This is a genomic window from Streptococcus mitis (assembly GCF_005144795.1).
Taxonomy (GTDB): domain Bacteria; phylum Bacillota; class Bacilli; order Lactobacillales; family Streptococcaceae; genus Streptococcus; species Streptococcus mitis_BB.
The window spans coordinates 67,388-89,065 of the sequence record NZ_SWFJ01000002.1; the positions used below are offsets into that span (position 1 = coordinate 67,388).

The following is a 21,678-nucleotide window of genomic DNA, read 5'->3' on the forward strand; positions in this document are numbered from 1 at the left end:
ATATACATAATAAAAATGAAAGCCTCTTTATCGAGACTCCCATTTTTCATTAGTTTGTTTTTTCCTTATTTATAGGTGAAGGATTACTACCTTTTAACAACGCAAGTAATTTTTCTGCTTCTGCCATGATACCATTATTATCCATGGTTTGGAGACTCAAATTATTTCGTAAACCAGCTAGGGTTTCTGTCGCATTAGCTTTCAGACTAGCATCTGTTACTTTAGCAAGTAAAACTTCTGCTTCTTTAAGCTTGGCTTCTACTTTTTCAGTCTCTACTTGAGGGACTTCTGGCTCAGCAGGTGTTTCCTCTACTGGTTCTTCATCCGCTTTGAAGTTCTTATTTGGATCTTCACTGTGGTCTTTCTTACCTAAGACATGCTCGCTGGCATTTCCCCATCCGTCATTAGAATGTGGACGTTCATCAGGATGTTCAACATAGTACTTAATCGTCGCAAATAAGTCTTCCAGAGTATAACCATTTGGAGCCTTATATGAATGATCATCAAACCAAGCAAATTTAATGTTATGGTAATGATCCTTATGAGGAATAATCAAATTACCATTTTTAACTTCAACTGTATGCTCGACCATGTATGGAAGTCGAACGAGTGGAATTCGTTTCTCACCTTTCACACGATTGTAAATAGCCGCTGCACTATCTCCAGTTGGATTTGCTTGAGCATCTGCGTCTGCTGACGGAGGTAAAATCCCTTTTTCTTTAGTATAAGATTGAGCCGCAGCTTTTTCCTTATCAGAAAGGCTATCCTTTCCAATCCAGTGACTATGGCCCATATGAGGTGTTACATAGGCATCCCCTTCATCACTGATAATATCATGTTCGTCAAAAATGTAACCATCTGACGTTGTATACTTATCAGTTAATTGAGCAATACGAACTTCGTTTTCGGTATATTCAATTTGAGAATTTGGTTTTCCAAGTCGCTCAGGATGGGTAATTGGTGCTAGGAATGCCAATAAATCATCTACCAATTTTCCTTTATTAGAAGATTCATCATTCAAGCGTTCCGCTAATTTGTCTAAGGCTTGGAAATCAGAAACGCGACCTTTATTTTCAGATAAGGCTTTATGAGCCTCGGCCAATAAATTATATGCTTTATCGTAAAATTCTTGGTCACGAGGAGCAACTTTTTCTTTTTTAGCAGTTAAAGTATGTGACACACTCTCTTGTTTTGATAACTTGCTTTCCAGATTTTTAACAGTTTCAGATGGTAAATCTTTCGCAAAGACATAGCGTGAGATTCCTTTTTCTTCGAATACATACCCTTCCCCAACTTTTCGTACCAGCTGACTAACCAAAGCAGAATTTGAGTCTATTTTAGGATTTGGAGTAGGAGCCGGTTTTACCATAGGTTTCAAAGGTTTTAAGGTAAGAGCTGGCAAAACAGGAGATGGAATTAAATTTGGAAGACTTGGAGTCGGAATTGGTTTTAATTCTTTACCACCTGCAGTAGTATGATTTCCTTGATAATTTTCAGAAATCATTCTCGCAATCTTCTGCTCTAAATCAGACATTTGAGAATAAGGGATAAAGTGATAATGATCTCCATGTGGCACTGCGACACCATTCGCAGTTTTTCTTGTAATCTGTGCTGGATCAAAGACAAGTCCATCTGATTCCACGTGTCGTTGACTGAGTGGCAAGGCATAAAGCTGTTTCAAGAGACTGGATACGTCTTCACTCGGACTAGCTTGATAGCTATTATCCACTTGTGGGCTAACACTTGGAGTCCATCGTCTGGTATTTGCCTCAACATTTCTTTGATTCGTTTGTCCATATGAACTACTATTCGATGTCTCTGATGCGCTACTGTTAGAGGAATTTGTTGACGGACGATACCCAACTGAGCTTGGCTGATTAGTTTTTCCAGCTAGGAAGACTCGAGCTGCAGCTAATTCACTGGCAGACAAGTCACTCTTAGGAATATAGTGGAAATGATTGCCATGAGGAACGATATAGGCATCACCCGTATCCTCAATGATGTCAGATGCATTAAAGATATAACCATCATCCGTTGTATAACGGCCCTGAGCTCTAGCAGCAACTACCGCATTATCGCTAGAACCACCTCCGTGATTACTACTGTGTTCCTGCTTCTGACGAGTGATTTCTTCTTTTGAGCGAACATTATCAGCATGGGCCGCATCTTTAAGGTAAACATAGTATTTCCCGTCTACCTTAATCACATAACCACCCTTGATTTCATTGACAATGTCTGAATCCTTCAACTGATAGTTTGGATCTTTCATCAGAAGTTCTTCACTGATGATAGCATCATAAGGAACCTTGCCATTATAGTAATGATAATGGTCTCCATGAGAAGTCACATAACCTTGATCCGTAATCTTGATAACAATTTGCTCGGCATTAATACCTTCTTTTTTACTGACTTCATCAGGTGTCAAAGTTTCTGCCTTTTGGCTTGGTTGTTTACCATCTATATATGAAACACGGTTATTTTCTTTTACAGTTTGAGCTTGATGCAAACCTAGTTCATAAGCACAGACACTTAAAACAAGTGCAGTTACTGACCCAGCTAGATATTTTTTATTAATTTTCATTCTTTCCTCACTTTAATTCTTCTGCTAAAATACTCATATTTTCTTCAAGGTTTTCTAGATAAGTCTTGTCATTTTGCGGGTCTGCCTCTAAAGGATTCAGAGTCTTTAGATCCACACCTGTTGATTTGACAAGAGTTTCAGCTACTTTCGAAGAAGCGTTACTTTCTGTAAAAATCGTTTTAACCTTATAGGTTTTAACAAATTCCTGAATTTCTGTTAGTTGTCTTGGACTTGGTTCTTGTTCAGGAGAGATACCTGCGATTCCAAGTTGATTGAGTCCAAATCGCTTAGCTAGATAAGAAAAGGCTGTATGTTGTGTTACAAATGTTTTCTGACTCGCTTTTTCAAATTTAGGTTGGAATTTCTTAGTCAATTCTTGAGCTTTTTTGATAAAGGCTTGCGCATTTTTCTGATAAGTTTCTTTGTGCTCACTATCAACCTCTGAAAGTTTATCAGCGATAATTTGCGCTTCTTCGCCAGCTTTTTCAGGATCTAGCCAAGTATGAGGGTCATAAAGCGTTTTTTCATCAACTCCATCACCTGCTTCCACATCTTCTAGACCAGGGACACGATCCAATGTCATTCCTTCAGAAGCCTCTAAAACCTTAACTTTGGATTTTTTTAGATTTGGATCCAGACTTCCTGCCCAAGATTCGAGCGTATGCGAATGGTAAACAAAGACATCTGCATCATAGATGGCTGCAATATCATTTGCCGAAGGTTCAAAGGAGTGAATTCCGCTACTTGACTGAATCATTCGAACATCATTCAAGTCACCAGATACTTCCTTGACCATGGCATAGATAGGATAAAAACTGGTCACAATTTTCATCCCTTTCCCTGTCTGACTTTCCTTCTGCCCACAAGAAGCTAAACACAAAAGAAAGACACTTAACAACACTAAAAATAAATTTTGTTTCTTCATAAAAACTCCTTAACTAGTTATTTAACTAGTTAATATTCTACTCCTATTTTTTTTATTGTCAAGCATTTTATGAACTAGTTAATAAAATTTCTGCTATTAAACTATAAAAAGTCCTTGCAACTAAGTTGCAAGGACTTTTCGATTAATCAAAGTTAACGTATTCTTTTTGAAGTTCAAGAACTTCTTCCATTGTTGAACACTCTGTAAGGGCACGGTTAGCGTACTCTTCCATCTTAGCAGTGTCCAATTTCTTCATCAAGCTACGTGTACGAAGGACTGATGTTGCTGACATAGAGAACTCATCCAAGCCCATTCCGACAAGAAGTGGAACAGCTTTTTGGTCACCAGCCATCTCACCACACATACCAGCCCATTTACCTTCAGCGTGAGCTGCCTTGATAACGTTGTTGATCAAGCGAAGGATTGATGGGTTATATGGTTGGTAAAGATATGAAACTTGCTCGTTCATACGGTCTGCTGCCATTGAGTATTGGATCAAGTCGTTTGTACCAATTGACATGAAGTCTACTTCTTTTGCAAATTGGTCTGCAAGCATTGCTGCTGCAGGGATTTCAATCATGATACCAACTTGGATGTCATCCGCAACTGCAACACCTTCAGCAAGAAGATTTGCTTTTTCTTCTTCATAAACTGCTTTAGCTGCACGGAATTCTTTCAAGAGCGCAACCATTGGGAACATGATACGCAATTGACCATGAACAGAAGCACGAAGAAGGGCACGGATTTGTGTACGGAACATTGCATCTCCAGTTTCAGAAATAGAGATACGAAGGGCACGGAATCCAAGGAATGGGTTCATTTCGTGTGGCATATCGAAGTAAGGAAGTTCCTTATCTCCACCAATATCCATTGTACGAACAACCACTGGTTTACCATTCATTCCCTCAAGAACAGCCTTGTATGCTTCATACTGCTCATCTTCAGTTGGGAAGTCTTGAGAATCCATGTACAAGAATTCTGTACGGTAAAGTCCAACAGCTTCTGCACCGTTGTTGTTCACACCTTCAACGTCTTTTGGAGTACCGATGTTAGCAGCCAACTCGAAGTGTTTACCGTCAGCAGTCACTGTTTGAGCATCTTTCAAAAGTGCCCATTCAGCTTTTTGTTTAGCATAAGCTTCACCAGCTGCTTTAAATTCTGCCGCTTGTTCATCTGTTGGGTTTATAATGACTTCACCAGTAATTCCGTTAACGGCAAGGATATCACCGTCTTTCACCACTTCAGTGATGTTATTTGTTCCCAATACAGCTGCAATTTCAAGTGTACGTGCCATGATAGCTGAGTGGCTTGTACGTCCACCGATGTTTGTTACAAAAGCTTTTACAAAGTTTTTGTCCAATTGAGCTGTATCAGATGGTGTCAAGTCATGCGCAATCACGATTACTTCTTCGTTAATAGAAGCTGGGTTTGGCAATTTCTTACCAAGAAGGTTTGCCAATACACGTTTTGTCACGTCGCGGATATCCGCTGCACGTTCTTGCATGTATGGGTTATCTTCCATGCCTTCAAAGATAGTGATGAACATGTCAGTCACTTCTTTAAGACCTGCTTCAGCATTGACTTTCTTAGCACGGATTGTTTCTTTAATCTGACCAATCAATTCTGGGTCAGCAAGAACCATCAAATGAGCGTCAAAAACTTGTGCCGCTTCTTCACCTAGCGTACCTACAGCTTTCTCACGGATAAGTGAAAGCTCGTTTTGAGAAGCTTCAAGAGCAACATCTAAACGAGCCTCTTCTGCGTTTGTATCTTCGACTGAAACAGTCTCGAATGACAAATCCGGTTGAACGAGTAGATATGCTTTTGCAACTGCAACACCATCAGATGCTGCGATTCCTTTAAGCATTTCTGTCATTTTCCTTATGCCAATCCTTCTTTTTCCATTGTTTCTGAGATTGCAGCGATAGCATCATCTGCATCTGCACCTTCAGCTGAGATAGTTACGTCAGCACCTTGGCCAACACCAAGACTCATAACACCCATGATTGATTTAAGGTTAACTGATTTACCTTTGTACTCAAGAGTGATATCTGAAGCAAATTTGCTAGCAGTTTGTACCAACAATGTTGCTGGACGTGCGTGAATACCTGTTTCTGCCACTACGTGGAAATCTTTAGAAGCCATAGTTTGACTCTCCTTTTGTTCTTTCTTTTTTGAGTTATATGTGATAACCCTTACAATTTGGTATTATATCATCTTCTAGGATTTTTTTCAAGCATTTTATGGGATTTATTAGATTTCCTTTCAGATAACTTGCTGAAAATCTTCTATCTTATGTAACAAAACACAGGATATAGTTTTTCAAAAAACAAATTATAGGATAATTATCACTATTTCACAAAACAAACACTACATATTGTGTTTTGTTAGGTTATGTAGAAAAATAGACCACTATATTTAGTTTTAAATCATTGACAAAAATTTATTTTCTGATATACTAGGATAGAATTAAATTTTAAAGAGGAGTTACACAATGGTAACCGTTTATTCTAAAAACAACTGTGTCCAATGTAAGATGACCAAACGTTTCTTGGACAGTAATAATGTCGCTTATCGTGAAATCAATCTTGATGAGCAACCTGAGTACATCGATCAAGTTAAAGAGCTCGGTTTCAGCGCAGCTCCTGTTATCCAAACACCAACTGAAGTCTTTTCAGGTTTCCAACCAGGAAAGTTGAAACAATTAGCATAATCTTAGTACATCATCCAGAAGAAACTGCTTCTAGGGCTAACTTAGAAGCCTTTCTTTTGTAATTAGATAAGGGAAATTTTATGGGATTAAAACATCTTGAGGACGTGACTTACTTCCGTCTCAATAACGAAATCAACCGTCCTGTCAATGGACAAATCATGCTTCATAAAGATAAGGAAGCCTTGGATGCTTTCTTTAAAGAAAATGTAGTTCCAAATACTATGGTTTTTGATTCAATCAAAGATAAAATCAACTACCTCATTGAACACAACTACATCGAAACAGCCTTTATCAAGAAATACCGTTCAGAATTTTTGGAAGAATTGTCTCAATTTATCAAAGACCAAAACTTCCAATTCAAGTCTTTCATGGCTGCCTATAAGTTTTACAATCAATATGCTTTGAAAACTAACGACGGTGAATATTATCTTGAAAGTATGGAAGACCGCGTCTTCTTTAACGCCCTTTATTTCGCTGATGGCAATGAGGCTATTGCCATCGATATTGCCAATGAAATCATCCACCAACGCTACCAACCTGCTACTCCTTCCTTCTTGAATGCTGGACGTGCTCGCCGTGGGGAGTTAGTATCTTGCTTCCTAATCCAAGTAACTGATGATATGAACTCTATCGGACGTTCTATAAACTCAGCTCTTCAACTTTCACGTATCGGTGGTGGTGTGGGAATTACCCTCAGCAACCTTCGTGAAGCTGGTGCACCTATCAAAGGCTATGAAGGAGCAGCTTCTGGGGTCGTTCCAGTTATGAAACTTTTCGAAGACAGCTTCTCTTACTCTAACCAATTGGGGCAACGTCAAGGTGCTGGGGTTGTTTACCTCAATGTCTTTCACCCAGATATCATCGCCTTCCTTTCGACTAAGAAAGAAAACGCCGATGAAAAAGTTCGTGTTAAGACCCTTTCGCTCGGTGTTGTAGTACCCGATAAATTCTACGAATTGGCGCGTAAAAATGAAGAAATGTACCTCTTCAGCCCTTATTCTGTCGAAAAAGAATACGGTGTACCTTTCAACTACATCGACATCACTGAAAAATACGATGAATTGGTCGCAAATCCAAATATCCGCAAGACAAAAATCAAGGCGCGTGATTTGGAAACTGAAATCTCTAAATTGCAACAAGAGTCTGGCTATCCTTATGTAGTCAACATTGATACGGCTAACCGTGCAAATCCTGTTGATGGAAAAATCATCATGAGTAACTTGTGTTCTGAGATTCTTCAAGTTCAAGAACCAAGCTTGATCAACGATGCTCAAGAATTCCTTCAAATGGGGACGGACGTTTCATGTAACCTTGGTTCAACCAACGTGGTCAACATGATGACTTCACCTGACTTTGGTCGTTCTATCCGTACTATGGTTCGTGCCTTAACTTTCGTTACAGATAGTTCACACATCGTAGCTGTTCCTACCATCGACCACGGAAATAGCCAAGCCCACACCTTTGGTCTTGGTGCAATGGGACTTCACAGCTACCTTGCACAACAACTGATTGAATATGGGTCACCTGAGTCTGTTGAATTTACAAGCATCTACTTTATGCTTATGAACTACTGGACTTTAGTTGAGTCAAACAATATAGCGCGTGAACGTGGTATCACCTTCCACAACTTTGAAAAATCAGACTATGCTAACGGAAGCTACTTCGACAAGTATGTGACTGGCGAGTTTGTTCCAAAATCAGAGCGTGTTAAAGAACTCTTCAAAGAAGTCTTTATTCCGAGTGCTGCTGACTGGGCTGAACTTCGCGACAAGGTTCAAGCAGATGGTCTTTACCACCAAAACCGCCTTGCTGTAGCGCCAAATGGTTCTATCAGCTATATCAACGACGTTTCTGCTTCTATCCACCCGATTACGCAACGTATCGAAGAACGCCAAGAAAAGAAAATCGGTAAAATCTACTATCCTGCTGCGGGCTTGTCAACAGAAACCATTCCTTACTACACTTCTGCTTATGACATGGATATGCGCAAAGTCATCGATGTTTACGCTGCTGCAACAGAGCACGTGGATCAAGGACTTTCACTCACTCTCTTCATGCGTAGTGATATTCCAAAAGGTCTTTACGAATGGAAGAAAGAAAACAAACAAACGACACGTGACTTATCTATCCTTCGTAACTATGCCTTTAACAAAGGTATCAAGTCTATCTACTACGTCCGTACCTTTACAGATGACGGTGGAGAAGTCGGTGCCAACCAATGTGAAAGCTGTGTGATTTAATCTTTGCTTGAGAAAACTACATTTTCTCAAATTAGTGATTCATTCACCCTGCTAAACTAAACAGGAATAAGCATATATACTATGAAATAACAAAAAGTCGGGCTTCCGACTTTTTGTGCGATACTCCTCTAGGATTATGATAAAATAGAAATAATTGTGAGTTCGCAATACTAAACACAGAAAGAGATTTCAAATGGAAACTTACTACAAAGCCATTAACTGGAATGCCATCGAAGATGTCATCGACAAATCAACTTGGGAAAAGCTGACAGAGCAATTCTGGCTCGACACTCGTATTCCCTTGTCAAATGACTTGGATGACTGGAGAAAGCTATCAAATGTAGAAAAAGACTTGGTTGGAAAAGTCTTTGGTGGTCTAACCCTTCTCGACACTATGCAATCTGAAACTGGAGTTCAAGCCCTTCGCTCGGACATCCGTACACCACATGAGGAAGCTGTTTTCAATAACATCCAATTTATGGAATCTGTCCACGCTAAATCTTACTCATCAATCTTTTCTACCTTGAATACTAAGGCTGAGATTGAAGAAATTTTCGAATGGACCAATACCAATCCTTACCTACAAAAGAAGGCTGAGATTGTCAACGAAATCTACCTAAACGGTAGCCCACTTGAAAAGAAAGTTGCCAGCGTCTTCCTTGAAACCTTCCTCTTCTACTCTGGTTTCTTCACTCCCCTCTACTATCTCGGTAACAACAAACTAGCCAACGTTGCGGAAATCATTAAATTGATTATTCGTGATGAATCTGTTCACGGAACCTACATCGGATATAAATTCCAACTCGGTTTCAATGAATTGCCTGAAGAAGAGCAAGAAAAACTCAAAGAATGGATGTACGATCTGCTCTATACTCTCTACGAGAATGAAGAAGGTTATACAGAGAGCCTCTATGACGGTGTTGGCTGGACTGAAGAAGTCAAGACCTTCCTTCGCTACAATGCTAACAAGGCACTCATGAACCTGGGACAAGATCCACTCTTCCCAGATTCAGCTGATGATGTCAACCCAATTGTTATGAACGGTATTTCAACAGGAACATCTAACCACGACTTCTTCTCTCAAGTCGGAAACGGTTACCTACTTGGTGAAGTTGAAGCCATGCAAGACGATGACTACAATTACGGTTTGGACTAATTCACTTATCCCAGAACTGATAACAAATATCATGGTTTGTTTAAAACAACCATGATATTTTTGTTTTTGTTTTCTTTTGTTTTTTAAATTGATTGATTGAATACTTTATGATAAAATAGTAATAGAAATAGAGGTGATAACGATGCTAAAGCAGGAAAAACTAGATAATATTCTAGAAACGGTAAATACAAAAGGAACTATTACTGTAAAAGAAATCATGACTCGCTTGGATGTATCAGATATGACTGCTAGACGCTACTTGCAAGAGTTGGCAGATAAGGATCTACTTGTTCGGGTTCACGGGGGAGCTGAGAAAATTCGCACAGGTTCTATTTTAAATAATGAACGTTCCAATATTGAAAAACAAAGCTTACAGATTGCAGAAAAACAAGAAATCAGCCGTTTTGCAGGCCATTTAATTGATGAGGGTGAAACTATTTTTATCGGCCCAGGTACGACCTTAGAATCTTTTGCCCGTGAACTTCCAATTGATAATATTCGTGTTGTAACAAACAGTTTACCAGTCTTTCTCATCTTAAACGAACGAAAACTAACAGATTTGATTTTGATCGGTGGAAACTACCGCTCTATCACTGGAGCGTTTGTGGGAACACTAACCTTACAAAACTTAGCTAACCTACAATTTTCTAAAGCTTTCGTTAGCTGTAATGGTATTCAGGACAATGCGATTGCGACCTTTAGTGAAGAGGAAGGTGAATCCCAACGCATCGCCCTCAATAATTCTAATAAAAAATACTTACTAGCTGACAATAGTAAGTTCAATAAATTTGATTTCTATACCTTCTACAATATCTCTGATATTGATACCATCGTTTCAGATTCTAAACTGAGTAAAGAAACGTTTGAACAACTTTCAAAACAAACAAAAATTATTCTTTCTAAACCATAAAACTATCCCCACCGATTGGTGGGGATTTTTGTAAGTATTAAAAATTTCAGTTTTAAAAGACTTGCTTACACGCGTTCTTTCCATGAAGTCGCTGTTGTTTGAAGAACTTTATTGAGTTCATCAATATTTTCAAAACCAGTTGTACGAAGCCATTCGCGAGCTGCTGCTTCACCATCTTTGATGTATGCTTCAACTGATCCAGCCCATGTAGCACGGCCACAAAGAACTCCGTTAAAGTTTGCACCTGATTCATGAGCAAATACAAGAGTATCTTGGAAGAGTTTAGCTGATACACCAGCACTCAAGTAGATGTATGGCAAGTTAGTTGCTTCATCTTGTGCTTTGAAGAATGCTGCTGCTTCTTCACGTGTATAAACCACTTCACCTTCAGCGAAGCCTTCAACATATTTAATGTTAACAGGAACTTCAACTTTCAAGACATCAATGTTAAAGCGTGGGTCTGAGAAGACTTTCATAGCACCGATAACTTTGTGTGGTTTTACTTTAGCGTATTCTACAGAACCTGCATCAGCAATTTTTTCATCGTAAGCAAGGATTTCAAGGAAGAATGGGATATCTTCAGCCACACATTCAGAACCGATACGTTCGATGTAAGCTTGTTTTTCTTGGTTAAGTTCGTCTGAGCTATCTACATCATAATAAAGCAAGAATTTAACTGCATCTGCACCTTCTTCTTTAATACGTTTTGCAGACCAAACATCCAAGCAGTCTGGCAAGCGTTTTGTGCTTGTTGTGTCATAACCTGTTTTTTCATAAGCAAGGAGAAGACCAGCTTTTTCATCAAGAGCTTTAGTTGCTGGAAGTCCATACTCAGGGTCAAGAAGCATTGATGAAGCGTATTTAGTCAATTCATCTGCTACCAAAACTTTAAGTTCTTCCATTTGAGCTACAGTTGGTTCTTCTGTTTGGTGTTGAGCCATGAGGCGTTTCAACGCACCACGTTGGTCAAATGCAAGAGCTGAGATGATACCATTTTCATCAGAAAGTTTTTCTAAGCGTGCACGTTTTTGTTCTGTTAAAGCCATTTTATACCTCTTTTACTATTAATTGATCATATAGAGCTTGATAGTTGGCCATGTTGACATGACCAGTCATTTTTTCTTGAGCATTGAGCATACCAAGGACATTTGCCTTGATGAGTAATTCTGCATCCGATTCTTTGTGAAGAAGTCCTGAAGAAATTCCTGCCACAGTAGAGTCTCCAGATCCAACAGGATTTACTACCTGAATTCTAGGAATATCTACCTTGTAGAAAGTGTTACCATGTTTGGCAAAAGCACCGTTAGCACCAAGTGAAACGATAATCCATTCAATACCTGCAAACAAAGGTTCTTGAAGGACTTCTTTTAATTCATCCAAATCCTCAGAAACTTCTCTTCCAAGAAGCTGAGACAATTCCTCATTATTTGGTTTGATGACTGTTGGTTTATGTGGTGATTCAAGAACCGCCTGAAGTGCTGCACCAGAGCAGTCCAAGACAACAGACTTGCCAGCTTGATTAGCAAGTTCTACCAAGCTCGCATAGTAATCAACTGGAAGGCCAGCTGGCAGACTACCTGAGATAGCTACTACTTCAACTGAGTCCAAGAGTTTTTTGAAATGATCCAAAAAACCTTGACCTTCTTGTTCAAGAACTTCAGGTCCTTTTTCAAGAACTTCTGTTTGGTTGTCACCGTGGAGAATAGCAATACAGTTCCGAGTTTCTCCCTGAATTGAGAAGAAATCTTTCTTTACTTGATCATCGATATTCTCAACCAAAAACTCACCAAGTTTGCCACCCACTAAACCAGTAGCAAGAACAGAATCCCCAAATTCTGAAAGTACTCGGGTAACATTGAGTCCCTTACCACCAGCCGTTTTGGTTACATCAACCACACGATTGACAGTATCAATCTTTAACTCATCCAAGGGATAGGAAATATCAATGGATGGGTTCATTGTGACTGTTAAAATCATAGGTTACCTCTTAGTCGTGGTACTCTCCACGATCCCATTTTTCTAGAAATTCTGTAAAGAAGTTTGCGTCAGCTTGATGTGCATTGTGACTTTCAACGTGTTCAATTTTCGCAATCAATTTCTTGTTTTCTTCAGATGGTTTGTATTCAGCATGGATGAAAGCTTCAATAATATCACACATGAGCAATTCACCAGTAATCTTACCACCAAAACCGATAACGTTGGCGTTCAATTGTTCTTTAGCATAAAGGGCTGTTGTCATATCACGAACCAAGGCAGAACGAACACCAGGAACTTTATTTACAGCGTTGTTGATACCAACACCAGTACCACAGATACATACCCCAAGATCAGCTTGACCGCTAGTTACAGCTTCCCCTACTTTTTTACCAAAGATTGGGTAGTGAGTACGTGTATGGTCATATGTACCAAAGTCAATGACTTCATATCCTTTTGATTTCAAAAATTCTGAAACCGCCATTTTTTCATCTGTTACGATGTGGTCACATCCAATTGCAATTCTCATTTTTAACTTACCTTTCTTACTGTAATCTAATTAGCACATTTTGTTCAACATGTCGACACGAATTTGGTGACGTCCACCATCGTATTTACCTTTAACAAATCCTTTAGCGATGTTTTTAGCCAATTCATCACCAACAAGTTGTGCACCCATAGTGATCATACGTGAGTTGTTGTGACCACGAGTCATATAAGCTGAACGTTCGTCAGATACTTCTGCAGCAACCATTCCTTTGATTTTAGTTGCGACCATAAATGGACCAGCACCATAAGCATCAATCACGATACCAAGGTTTTGTTCTTCTTTGTTTACTTCTGCAGCAACAGCAAGAGTCACATCAACAAAGTCTTGACCTTCAGCTGTAACATCCACAACGTGGAAATTTTCTTTTTCCAAGAAGTCTTTCACAACTTCTTTCAATCTCAAACCTGCAGCATCTGCACCGATAACAATAGACATATTGTATACTCCTTTTTATTTTTCTAGGCTAGTAAAACCTTTTATAGTTAGCAGTTTACCTACAAAAGCTTTCTAGCAGTTTATTGACAAATTGGATTGAATGAGATGAATGACATCTTATTCAAGTTTAGGAAACCAGTTCCCTAGAAATAATCTTTCTCCACGCAAGAGAATATAACAATCGATTATTTGTTTGTTACAAACATCATTTGTTGCTTACAAACATAATATACTCCTATTTCCTGAAAAAGTCAACAGTTAATGTTTGTTTTGTGTTTTATTTTTTAATCTAAAAAATTTCGATGTCAAAACCAATTTGATCCACTTGACCAGGTTCTAGGAGACGAACATTCTTCTTATCTTCTAGATGATCTCCTTCTTCAAGGGATGTTGACAAGCCAGACCATGGTTCAAAAGCAATGAAAGGACCTTTATTCAAAGTTGACCAGATAATGAGATTTGGAAACTCTGCGAAGTGCACTTTCAATCCCTTGTCATGTTTACGAGAACGAAGAGCAATTGTTCTAGATTGCAATTCATCTAAGGTGACTGCATCTGTGCTGAAAAGATCATAGCTGAGATCTAATTCTTTTCGACCTTCTAGCCATGGACTTCTATCTTGAAAATCCAGCATACCCGTTTCTGGGAAAGGATGTGGAACAGAGCAAGTCTCTTCTTTCTCAAACTCTAAATAGTAATCTTCATAGACTTCATCATCCAGTAGAGGACAATTAAATCCTGGATGTCCACCAATAAAGTACGGCAGGACCTTGCTAGTTTCTTTATTAAATATTTTGTATTGAGTTCGTACTGTCTTGCCAGTAAGGATATAAGTGATTTCTAGGCGGAAATGATAAGGATAGTTTTGATAGCTATTCTCATCATCTTCAATTGCAAAAGTTACACTCTTGTCTGTCTGTTCAACTAATTCAAATTCTTTCTTACGAACCAAACCATGACGAGGAATGTTTCCTTTTCTTTCTTGTCCCTTCTCATCTATATAGAGGGCTGTATCCTCTCTCAAAGAACCACAAATGGGGAAGAGAACAGGAGCTTGTCCACTCCAATAAGTGGCATCCCCTTGCCACAAATACTCCAGTCCCTCAGCATCTTTTATAGAAGAAAGAGCCCCACCAAAACTGTTAAATTGAACACTTAATTGTTCTGATTTTAATTCAATTACCATTATTTTCTCCGATTTCTTGATAGTTTATAAAAAACTAGGCTGTCACTCCTAAAAGGTATGACAACCTAGTTTCAACAATTTACATTTTATAGGAGCGCATTATTTTGCTTTTGCTGCGTACTCTTCGTTACGTTTGATCATTTGTTTTCTGTACCAAGCAAAGATACCGATATAGAATACAAGGAAGACTACAGCACCAAGGATTGCTTTGATATCACCAGTTGTAGTGTTACCAATTGTCCAACCAAGAAGTTTTTCGATTGGTCCTTCAAGAGTTGAGTGAGTAATCAATTGAGTTTGGCTCACACCTGCTGGGAAGGCACCTACACCTTTAGCAAGTTCTGTTGCAAATGGTGCAATAAGTGTACCTGAAAGAAGGAAGAGTGGCAACAAGAGTGTTCCGAAGATAATCATACGGAGCAATTTACCACGTGTTACAACCAAGAGAGCTGGAGTAACACCCATTGCGATGATACCTGCAAGTGGCAAGATACCATTTCCGACTTTTGAAAGAAGCACCGCTTCAATCAACATGATTGGTGCAAGTACGTTAGCACAAGCCCAGATTTCAGCACGACCAGCGATGAAAGGCCAGTCAAGACCGATGTTAAATTTACGTCCTTGAAGACGTTTAGTAGCAACGTTTGTAATACCTTGTGAAAGTGGCTCTACGGCAGCGATGAACCATGAACCGATAAGTGAGAAGAGTTCCAAAGATACACCAGCTGTCAAACCAAGAGACAACCAACCTTTAATAACTAATTGCCAGTTTGATGCTTCTTCTACTCCAGCAACTGGATGTGGAGTACCCATCAAACCGATAACGATACCAAGGATGAAACCGATGAAGAATTTAGATCCCCAGAAACCGATTTTCTTGTTCAATTTAGCAGCATCAAAGTCATATTTATCTAGACCTGGGAAGAATTTTTCAAAAATCTTATCCAAAACCATGATAACTGGGTTCATCATGTAGTTCATGTGAGTTGAAGTCATTGGTGATGAACTTGGTGCGTTAAGAAGGTCATCAAATGTAGGTTTCATCAAATCAGAGTTGATGATTTTAAGAACACCTACAAGGACAACTGCTGCAGTTGCGATGAAGAGAGAAACCCCTTGGCTAACTCCATTGTTATCAGCATACCATTTAATCAAAAGACCTGTGATAGACAAGTGCCAGATATCGAAGATATCGACGTCGAGTGTATCAGTTTTCTTCATAGCAAGCATCACTACATTGACAATCAACATGATGAGCAAGAAGTAAAGTGTCCAAGCAGATCCCCAAGTGATTGTAGCAAGTGGTGCCCAACCAACGTCAGTGATGTTCAATTGAATACCAGTATTTTCAACGAATTTTGCAAGTGATGCTGAGAAAGCACCATTTAACATACCGATGATAGCACCGATACCAGTAAGAGCGATGGCAAGTTTGATACCACCTTCAAGCGCTTTGGAGAATTTCACTCCAAAAAGCAAAGCCAATACTGTCAAAATGATCAGCATGATGATCGGTCCACCCATTTCCAAGATAGGTTTGAACAGCTTATTGGCTAGTTCGATAATGACATCCATAATAGTTCCTCCCGTTTTTTGTGTTATATGAATGTTGACAAATTAAAATTAGCTTAATCCGTTTTCTTTGATAGCTGCTTCAATATTATCAAATACTGGAGCACTCATAGCTGGGATACGGAATAAGATTGGTCCAGCTTCGATAACTGGAATACCTGGGTCAAAACCAAGATCTGTTGCAGCAATTGGTGTAAAAATGTCATAACCTTTCATAAGGTCTTCGTTAACATCTTTTACCATAACTGCATCACAGTGAACATCAAAACCACGGTTTGAAAGTTCTTCTTCAAGAGCACTTTTAATTTGGTGGCTTGAGTTAACACCTGCACCGCAGGCAGCAAGAATTTTAATCATATGGATTTCCTCCGATTTAATATTTTTAATAGACAAGATTATGCAGTTGCTTCAGCTATATAAGCGTAGATAGCTTCTGGTTCAGAAATTTTAGCCAAATCTTCCAAATGACCATTTCCTGTAAAGAAGTCCATCAACTGAGCAAGAATGTTCGTTTGACTTGAACTTGAGTTATTAATGATAAAGAAGAGCAAGGATACTTCTACTTCCTTATCTGGCGCAATCATATTGTGGAAAGTCACTGGTTTTTCTAATCGAACGACCACAACTTTTTCGGCAAGATTATGAATTGTATCTGTATGAGGAATAGCCACATTCGGCAAATCCTTACCCAAAAATTCCATATCCAAGCCAGTTGGAAATGACTTTTCACGCGTGATCAAGGCTTCACGATAAGTTGGAGTTACGATTTCCCGTTCTTCCAATAAAGTTGCAACCTGATCAAAGAGTTGTTCTTGATTATCCGCTTCTAAGCAAAACACAAGGTTTTTGTCAAAGAAATGATCTAATCCCATAAGGTTTTCCCTTCTTTCCATTAACTTTATGCTATAAGTATAACACTATATGAAATCGTTGTCAATATTTTTCTGTTGTTTTTTGTTCATTTTTTGTTTTTTTTATATTTAACAACCATATTTCAAACAATTATTAAAAATATCAAACTAAAGTGAAGTAAAAAACATCCGACTATTTCAGTCAGATGTTGGAATCTTTAATTTTCGTTTTTAAGAATTTCTTCTAATTTATGGTAGTCTTGGACACTATCGATTTCATAGATGCTATTGCCTTCTAATTCTTCAACATAGACATCCAGTTCTTTGATATTATCCTTAACCATATTGTCCCAATAGAGATCAACAAATTCACCACTTGCATAAGCCTTATCGATAAAGCTGACAATTTTTTCTGCAGTTGGAGCGTCCCAGAAGGATACACCACTAAGGATGCGACCTGCCTTACTATCAACAGTAATGTCTTGAACCTTATAGTCATCTCCATAGACCAAGAACCATTCATTGGTACAATCTTCGCGATAGACACTAAAATAAGTCGAACGAGTCAAATCATTGCGGAACATATTTTTAAAGAGATAATTATCGGCATCAATAACATAGCTGTTAGCTAATTCCTCTTTTACAAGATAGAGAGAGTAAAAGTTATTGTAGTCAGCGTATTTATCATTGAAAACGAGGCGAACCCCATATTTTTCTTTCAAGTAATCGAATTGTTCTTTAAGGTAACCAACAATGATGATGATGTCATTGATTCCTTTTTCTTTTAAAAACTCAATTTGGTATTCAATCAAGGGTTTTTGATTAACCTGAACCAAGGCTTTAGGGGTATTTTCAGTCATAGGACGCAAGCGAGTTCCCAATCCCGCTGCTAAGATGATGGCTTTCACACGAATCTCCTTTATTCTTTAATAATAATATAAACTCCAGCAATGACTACAAGTGACGTAATAATTGTCAGCATATCTAGCGGTGCACCCAAGAAAACAACTGCAAACAAGACTGTCCAAACTACATAGCTCACGTTCAAACCTGTAGCCTTGGCTGGTTGCAAGCGATTGATAGCGATATAATAAGCCAAGTAAGAAATCATATCAAAGGCTGCAAAGACAATCATAAGACCTAGTAATTGTCCATTGGTTACTTCTGCAAATGACTGATGAGAGAAGAGTACAATCACAAGATAAGACAAGAATGAAGTCACTTGACGGATTAAGAGGGCTTCGATTTCACTTAATTCACTTTCCATAGCAAAAGAGCTGAGAACACTCTCACTTCCCCATGCAATAGCACAAACCAAAGCACAGAGAATACCAATGTAGAAGGAATTGACCTGTTCAACCTTATAGGTCTGAGCAATAATCCCTGCAATAATCAAGACAATCCCAAATACAGTATTTTTTGAAATCTTGTGCTTCAAAAAGAAGAAAGCCAATAAAACTGAAACTGCAGGGTAGATAGCCGATACAGATGAAGCTAAGGAACTTCCAATATACTTAACTGCATAAAGATTGGCCTGCATTCCGATAGGACCAGCTAGCAAGGCCCCAATGATCACACTAACATTGCGAATATTTAAGAAAATTGAGAGACGAACTTTTCCTTCTTTTACTAAAAGAAAAGCTAGTAGGATAAAGATACTCAAGAAATCGTGAGCAGCAGCCACCACAAAGGGTGACAAATCTGTAAAAATCGAAAAGATATAAGCACTGATCGTTAGACCTAAGCCCCAGAAAACACCTGAGAGTAGACCGAAGGAAACTCCATTTTTATTTTTCATCTGAACCTCCATAATATGACAAACCTTTAACAGCTCTTTGGTAACGATTCACACCATAGTCACCAAAATCTGCACCTTGCTCTTCTTTGTAGACTGTCCATAAACTCCAAATAGCATCTTGTAAAATTTTATAGATTGCAATCTTTTCACGAGAGACAGGTGTTTGCTCACTCTCATAGCGAGACAAGAAGGCTTCTTCCTCTTGGTGAGTGAATTCAGACTCTAAAAAGAGGGCTGCCAAATCCCACATTGGATCGTTCATTGATGAATATTCCCAGTCAATCAGATAAAGTCGTCCTTGAGGTGATTCGATAAAGTTTTCAGGCACCAAATCGATATGACAAGATTTTCTGTCAACACCTAAGTCAGCCAGTCTTTTCTCTAAGGAGAAGACTTCTTCTCTAACTGCTTCATAGTTAGCATAAGGGATTTTTTCTTCAATCAAGGATTCGTATTTTTTGATTTCTTCAAAAGGAGCAAATTCTCCTCTTAATTCCTTGCCAGAAGCATGAATGGTTTGTAAAATTGGAGCAATTTTATCAAACTTGGTCTTGATTGACGTTGAATCAAGCGTAATCGCAGATTCGATATACTCATTTACTTTGATCCCAGCTTCAATATCAAAAAGATAATTTTTGACATCTAGGTCTAAATCTTTAAGTAGTTCAAGATTGTACTTTTCATCTTGACGATTGATCAGTTTTTCAGTCCCTTTACCAAAGAACTTAACAATGTATTGCTTATTTGTTGTTTTGACCAAATAGTTTTGATTGGTCATTCCCCCCAGTTGTTCAACACTGAGGACTTCCTCTTCTTCACTAAGTAAGGAAGAAATTTTTTCTTTAATGATTTTCTCCACAATTAACCTCCAGCACTTATACTTCCCACTTAAACACTGTTTTAAAGGCTGTGTTTAAATCGGTCGCAAAGACACGGTGAATATCTTTAATTTCTCTTACAGGTTCTTCTAGATAAAGGATATTTTTAAGACGATTTGCAAATTTCTTGACTTCCATCATTTGGATTGCATTTTCAAAATCGATGCGACCAGAACGAGAGGAGCCTACCAAGAGCAAGCCCTTTTCTAAGGCATCGCGTGTATTGAGATTGACTTTATACTCGCTAACACCCATCATGAGAATCGTTCCCTGAGGACGAATGTAGCGAATCAAGTCATTTATAGCTGGTCCAGTACCATCACCACCACAACACTCAAAAGCATGATCAAAGGTCAAATCTTCAGGAATATTATCAGTAATATAGCATTCTTTGGCAAATGAAAAGAGTTCCAACTTTTCCCAATGACGACCAATAACCACAATCTCTGCTTCTGGCAAAGTATAGTTGATAATATTGGCAACCACAAAAGCTAAACTTCCATCTCCGATAACGGCGATTCGGTCCCGCTTACTATGAGCAAGGGTCAATAGGCGATTCATAGCGTGCATACCAACACTGACAAACTCTGTAATTGCTGCAACCGTATCCTCGATAGCGTCATAAGCCACCACACGGTCTTTAGGAAGAGAAACAAACTCTCTCATAAAGCCATCAAATCCACTAGACAAGAAATGTGTCCCTGTCATGTAATTCTCATAGAATTCTTCATCACTCTGCATAGGAGGCTGATTGGGAATCATGACAACTTTTTGACCAACCTCGTAGGTTCCTGTTGGATCAGAAATAACGGTTCCACATGACTCGTGAATCATTGCCATTGGAAGTTTTTTATTCAAAATCTTTGGATCCCGTTTTCCTTGATAGTAACGCTGATCCGCATGACAGACCGCCATATAATTAGGGCGGATGAGGATATGATTCTCTTGGTCAATATCCTCTTCCTGGTATTTGACATTGATAAACTTTGGCTTAGTCAGTTGATAAATTTGATTAATCATATCACTAGTCTTTCTCAATCATACTTTTTGCAATCTTCAAATCTGTCACTGTTGTGATTTTAAGATTTGAATATTCACCCTTGGCCAAGGCCACATCTTTTCCTTTGATGACAAAGATTTTACATGCATCTGTCAAGATTTCCTTCTCTTCAGCAGAGAGAGAACCGTAAAGGTCCATGAAGTCCTTGCAACGGAATGTTTGAGGTGTTTGTCCTTGATAGAGGTGAGCACGATTTGGAATATCTGTAATAAATTGACCATTAGTACTTTCAACGATAGTATCAACCGCTTCTACCACTGTGTCCACTGCGTCATGATTTTGAGCAAGTTGGATATTGTCCTGAATCATGCGAAGCGTAATGAACGGACGAACAGAGTCGTGGGTAACAACGATGTCCTCTGGAGTAAGCGGACGATAAGCATCGATGGCTTCAATGATTTTCTCAATACTCGTATTACGGTCAGCACCACCTTTTGTAATGATGATACGTTCCTTATGAAGGGGCAGATATTTATCTACAAGATCCTCTGCGTGGGAAACCCAGTCTCCATGAACACCAACTACAATTTTTTCAATACTTGGTTCCAATACAAATTTTTCAATTGTATGAATCAAAATAGGTCGATCACCTAGTTCTAAAAATTGTTTTGGTAAATTACTAATTCCCATGCGAGTACCAGTTCCACCGGCAAGAATTCCTGCATAAATCATCTTTTTTCTCCTTTGTCTTACTAAAAAACTTATTCTCCCTATTATACCACAATCTAGTCCTATCTTGAAAGAAATACCAGACCTCCCGTTCCAGAACAGAAAGGTTCAGTAATACTGTTATTAAAAACTAGACCATTTCCAGTAGTGACTAGGAATTCTATAGTCATTACTAATAAA

At 38.7% G+C, this 21,678-nt stretch carries 21 protein-coding genes; 4 read left to right on the forward strand and 17 right to left on the reverse strand.

Annotated features, from left to right (window positions below; all coding sequences use genetic code 11):
• Positions 1-49: 49 nt before the first annotated feature.
• From FBF73_RS01805 to FBF73_RS01820, 4 genes are all read right to left on the reverse strand, one after another.
• Positions 50-2,581 (reverse strand): pneumococcal-type histidine triad protein, encoded by a 2,532-nt coding sequence (locus tag FBF73_RS01805; protein WP_136936806.1) that lies wholly within the window; start codon positions 2,579-2,581, stop codon positions 50-52.
• Between the two features lie 7 nt (positions 2,582-2,588).
• Positions 2,589-3,506 carry a zinc-binding lipoprotein AdcAII gene (gene adcAII, locus FBF73_RS01810; RefSeq protein WP_136936807.1) on the reverse strand — a complete coding sequence of 306 codons (918 nt, stop codon included), beginning with the start codon at positions 3,504-3,506 and terminating at the stop codon, positions 2,589-2,591.
• 142 nt (positions 3,507-3,648) lie between these two features.
• Entirely contained in the window at positions 3,649-5,382 is a 1,734-nt protein-coding gene (gene ptsP / locus FBF73_RS01815) for a phosphoenolpyruvate--protein phosphotransferase (protein ID WP_004241506.1), read from the reverse strand.
• 5 nt (positions 5,383-5,387) lie between these two features.
• A complete protein-coding gene (locus tag FBF73_RS01820; RefSeq protein WP_000146947.1) occupies positions 5,388-5,651 on the reverse strand; it encodes a phosphocarrier protein HPr in 264 nt (87 codons plus the stop codon).
• A gap of 349 nt (positions 5,652-6,000) precedes the next feature.
• Between FBF73_RS01820 and nrdH the strand changes: the two genes are divergently transcribed.
• From nrdH to FBF73_RS01840, 4 genes are all read left to right on the forward strand, one after another.
• Positions 6,001-6,219, forward strand: coding sequence for a glutaredoxin-like protein NrdH (nrdH, locus tag FBF73_RS01825; RefSeq protein ID WP_000259240.1), 219 nt, complete (start codon positions 6,001-6,003; stop codon positions 6,217-6,219).
• Between the two features lie 80 nt (positions 6,220-6,299).
• A complete protein-coding gene (nrdE, locus tag FBF73_RS01830) occupies positions 6,300-8,459 on the forward strand; it encodes a class 1b ribonucleoside-diphosphate reductase subunit alpha (RefSeq protein ID WP_136936808.1) in 2,160 nt (719 codons plus the stop codon).
• Between the two features lie 193 nt (positions 8,460-8,652).
• The gene (gene nrdF, locus FBF73_RS01835) at positions 8,653-9,615 is read left to right on the forward strand and encodes a class 1b ribonucleoside-diphosphate reductase subunit beta (RefSeq protein ID WP_023948166.1); all 963 of its coding nucleotides are present in this window, start codon (positions 8,653-8,655) and stop codon (positions 9,613-9,615) included.
• 142 nt (positions 9,616-9,757) lie between these two features.
• Positions 9,758-10,525: a DeoR/GlpR family DNA-binding transcription regulator gene (locus tag FBF73_RS01840; protein ID WP_000917575.1), complete on the forward strand. Its 768-nt coding sequence runs from the start codon at positions 9,758-9,760 to the stop codon at positions 10,523-10,525.
• Between the two features lie 65 nt (positions 10,526-10,590).
• Here the strand turns inward: FBF73_RS01840 and lacD are convergent, their stop codons facing one another.
• The 13 genes from lacD to FBF73_RS01905 form a co-directional block, all read right to left on the reverse strand.
• Positions 10,591-11,571: a tagatose-bisphosphate aldolase gene (gene lacD / locus FBF73_RS01845; protein ID WP_001229114.1), complete on the reverse strand. Its 981-nt coding sequence runs from the start codon at positions 11,569-11,571 to the stop codon at positions 10,591-10,593.
• Position 11,572: 1 nt separating this feature from the next.
• Entirely contained in the window at positions 11,573-12,502 is a 930-nt protein-coding gene (locus tag FBF73_RS01850; protein WP_136936809.1) for a tagatose-6-phosphate kinase, read from the reverse strand.
• Between the two features lie 10 nt (positions 12,503-12,512).
• Positions 12,513-13,028 (reverse strand): galactose-6-phosphate isomerase subunit LacB, encoded by a 516-nt coding sequence (lacB, locus tag FBF73_RS01855; RefSeq protein ID WP_033681832.1) that lies wholly within the window; start codon positions 13,026-13,028, stop codon positions 12,513-12,515.
• Positions 13,029-13,058: 30 nt separating this feature from the next.
• Positions 13,059-13,484, reverse strand: coding sequence for a galactose-6-phosphate isomerase subunit LacA (lacA, locus tag FBF73_RS01860; RefSeq protein ID WP_136936810.1), 426 nt, complete (start codon positions 13,482-13,484; stop codon positions 13,059-13,061).
• Between the two features lie 289 nt (positions 13,485-13,773).
• The gene (locus FBF73_RS01865; RefSeq protein ID WP_136936811.1) at positions 13,774-14,670 is read right to left on the reverse strand and encodes an aldose 1-epimerase family protein; all 897 of its coding nucleotides are present in this window, start codon (positions 14,668-14,670) and stop codon (positions 13,774-13,776) included.
• A 99-nt stretch (positions 14,671-14,769) separates the two neighbouring features.
• Positions 14,770-16,245 (reverse strand): PTS galactitol transporter subunit IIC, encoded by a 1,476-nt coding sequence (locus FBF73_RS01870; protein WP_136936812.1) that lies wholly within the window; start codon positions 16,243-16,245, stop codon positions 14,770-14,772.
• Positions 16,246-16,293: 48 nt separating this feature from the next.
• Positions 16,294-16,599, reverse strand: a complete 306-nt coding sequence (locus FBF73_RS01875; RefSeq protein WP_124787400.1) for a PTS sugar transporter subunit IIB — start codon at positions 16,597-16,599, stop codon at positions 16,294-16,296.
• A gap of 38 nt (positions 16,600-16,637) precedes the next feature.
• Positions 16,638-17,114: a PTS sugar transporter subunit IIA gene (locus tag FBF73_RS01880; protein WP_169435153.1), complete on the reverse strand. Its 477-nt coding sequence runs from the start codon at positions 17,112-17,114 to the stop codon at positions 16,638-16,640.
• Positions 17,115-17,311: 197 nt separating this feature from the next.
• On the reverse strand, positions 17,312-18,001 hold the full coding sequence (locus tag FBF73_RS01885) for a sugar phosphate nucleotidyltransferase (RefSeq protein WP_000643974.1): 690 nt from the start codon (positions 17,999-18,001) through the stop codon (positions 17,312-17,314).
• Positions 18,002-18,012: 11 nt separating this feature from the next.
• A complete protein-coding gene (locus tag FBF73_RS01890) occupies positions 18,013-18,891 on the reverse strand; it encodes a DMT family transporter (protein WP_136936813.1) in 879 nt (292 codons plus the stop codon).
• Positions 18,881-19,750, reverse strand: coding sequence for a phosphotransferase family protein (locus FBF73_RS01895; protein ID WP_136936814.1), 870 nt, complete (start codon positions 19,748-19,750; stop codon positions 18,881-18,883). The genes FBF73_RS01890 and FBF73_RS01895 overlap by 11 nt, the downstream gene beginning before the upstream one ends.
• A gap of 16 nt (positions 19,751-19,766) precedes the next feature.
• Complete coding sequence (locus FBF73_RS01900) at positions 19,767-20,789, reverse strand: ribitol-5-phosphate dehydrogenase (RefSeq protein ID WP_136936815.1); 1,023 nt, start codon at positions 20,787-20,789, stop codon at positions 19,767-19,769.
• A 4-nt stretch (positions 20,790-20,793) separates the two neighbouring features.
• Positions 20,794-21,501: a 2-C-methyl-D-erythritol 4-phosphate cytidylyltransferase gene (locus FBF73_RS01905; protein WP_000638495.1), complete on the reverse strand. Its 708-nt coding sequence runs from the start codon at positions 21,499-21,501 to the stop codon at positions 20,794-20,796.
• Between the last annotated feature and the right edge of the window lie 177 nt (positions 21,502-21,678).

Excerpts from the sequence above, each read along its gene's own strand:
- lacB (WP_033681832.1), bottom strand. The coding sequence starts at position 13,028 with ATGAGAATTGCAATTGGATGTGACCACATCGTAACAGATGAAAAAATG.
- FBF73_RS01865 (WP_136936811.1), bottom strand. The coding sequence starts at position 14,670 with ATGGTAATTGAATTAAAATCAGAACAATTAAGTGTTCAATTTAACAGT.
- FBF73_RS01880 (WP_169435153.1), bottom strand. The coding sequence starts at position 17,114 with ATGGGATTAGATCATTTCTTTGACAAAAACCTTGTGTTTTGCTTAGAA.
- nrdF (WP_023948166.1), top strand. The coding sequence starts at position 8,653 with ATGGAAACTTACTACAAAGCCATTAACTGGAATGCCATCGAAGATGTC.
- FBF73_RS01900 (WP_136936815.1), bottom strand. The coding sequence starts at position 20,789 with ATGATTAATCAAATTTATCAACTGACTAAGCCAAAGTTTATCAATGTC.
- FBF73_RS01890 (WP_136936813.1), bottom strand. The coding sequence starts at position 18,891 with ATGAAAAATAAAAATGGAGTTTCCTTCGGTCTACTCTCAGGTGTTTTC.
- FBF73_RS01820 (WP_000146947.1), bottom strand. The coding sequence starts at position 5,651 with ATGGCTTCTAAAGATTTCCACGTAGTGGCAGAAACAGGTATTCACGCA.
- nrdH (WP_000259240.1), top strand. The coding sequence starts at position 6,001 with ATGGTAACCGTTTATTCTAAAAACAACTGTGTCCAATGTAAGATGACC.
- nrdE (WP_136936808.1), top strand. The coding sequence starts at position 6,300 with ATGGGATTAAAACATCTTGAGGACGTGACTTACTTCCGTCTCAATAAC.
- FBF73_RS01850 (WP_136936809.1), bottom strand. The coding sequence starts at position 12,502 with ATGATTTTAACAGTCACAATGAACCCATCCATTGATATTTCCTATCCC.
- FBF73_RS01905 (WP_000638495.1), bottom strand. The coding sequence starts at position 21,501 with ATGATTTATGCAGGAATTCTTGCCGGTGGAACTGGTACTCGCATGGGA.
- FBF73_RS01875 (WP_124787400.1), bottom strand. The coding sequence starts at position 16,599 with ATGATTAAAATTCTTGCTGCCTGCGGTGCAGGTGTTAACTCAAGCCAC.
- ptsP (WP_004241506.1), bottom strand. The coding sequence starts at position 5,382 with ATGACAGAAATGCTTAAAGGAATCGCAGCATCTGATGGTGTTGCAGTT.
- lacD (WP_001229114.1), bottom strand. The coding sequence starts at position 11,571 with ATGGCTTTAACAGAACAAAAACGTGCACGCTTAGAAAAACTTTCTGAT.
- adcAII (WP_136936807.1), bottom strand. The coding sequence starts at position 3,506 with ATGAAGAAACAAAATTTATTTTTAGTGTTGTTAAGTGTCTTTCTTTTG.
- FBF73_RS01870 (WP_136936812.1), bottom strand. The coding sequence starts at position 16,245 with ATGGATGTCATTATCGAACTAGCCAATAAGCTGTTCAAACCTATCTTG.
- FBF73_RS01805 (WP_136936806.1), bottom strand. The coding sequence starts at position 2,581 with ATGAAAATTAATAAAAAATATCTAGCTGGGTCAGTAACTGCACTTGTT.
- lacA (WP_136936810.1), bottom strand. The coding sequence starts at position 13,484 with ATGTCTATTGTTATCGGTGCAGATGCTGCAGGTTTGAGATTGAAAGAA.
- FBF73_RS01840 (WP_000917575.1), top strand. The coding sequence starts at position 9,758 with ATGCTAAAGCAGGAAAAACTAGATAATATTCTAGAAACGGTAAATACA.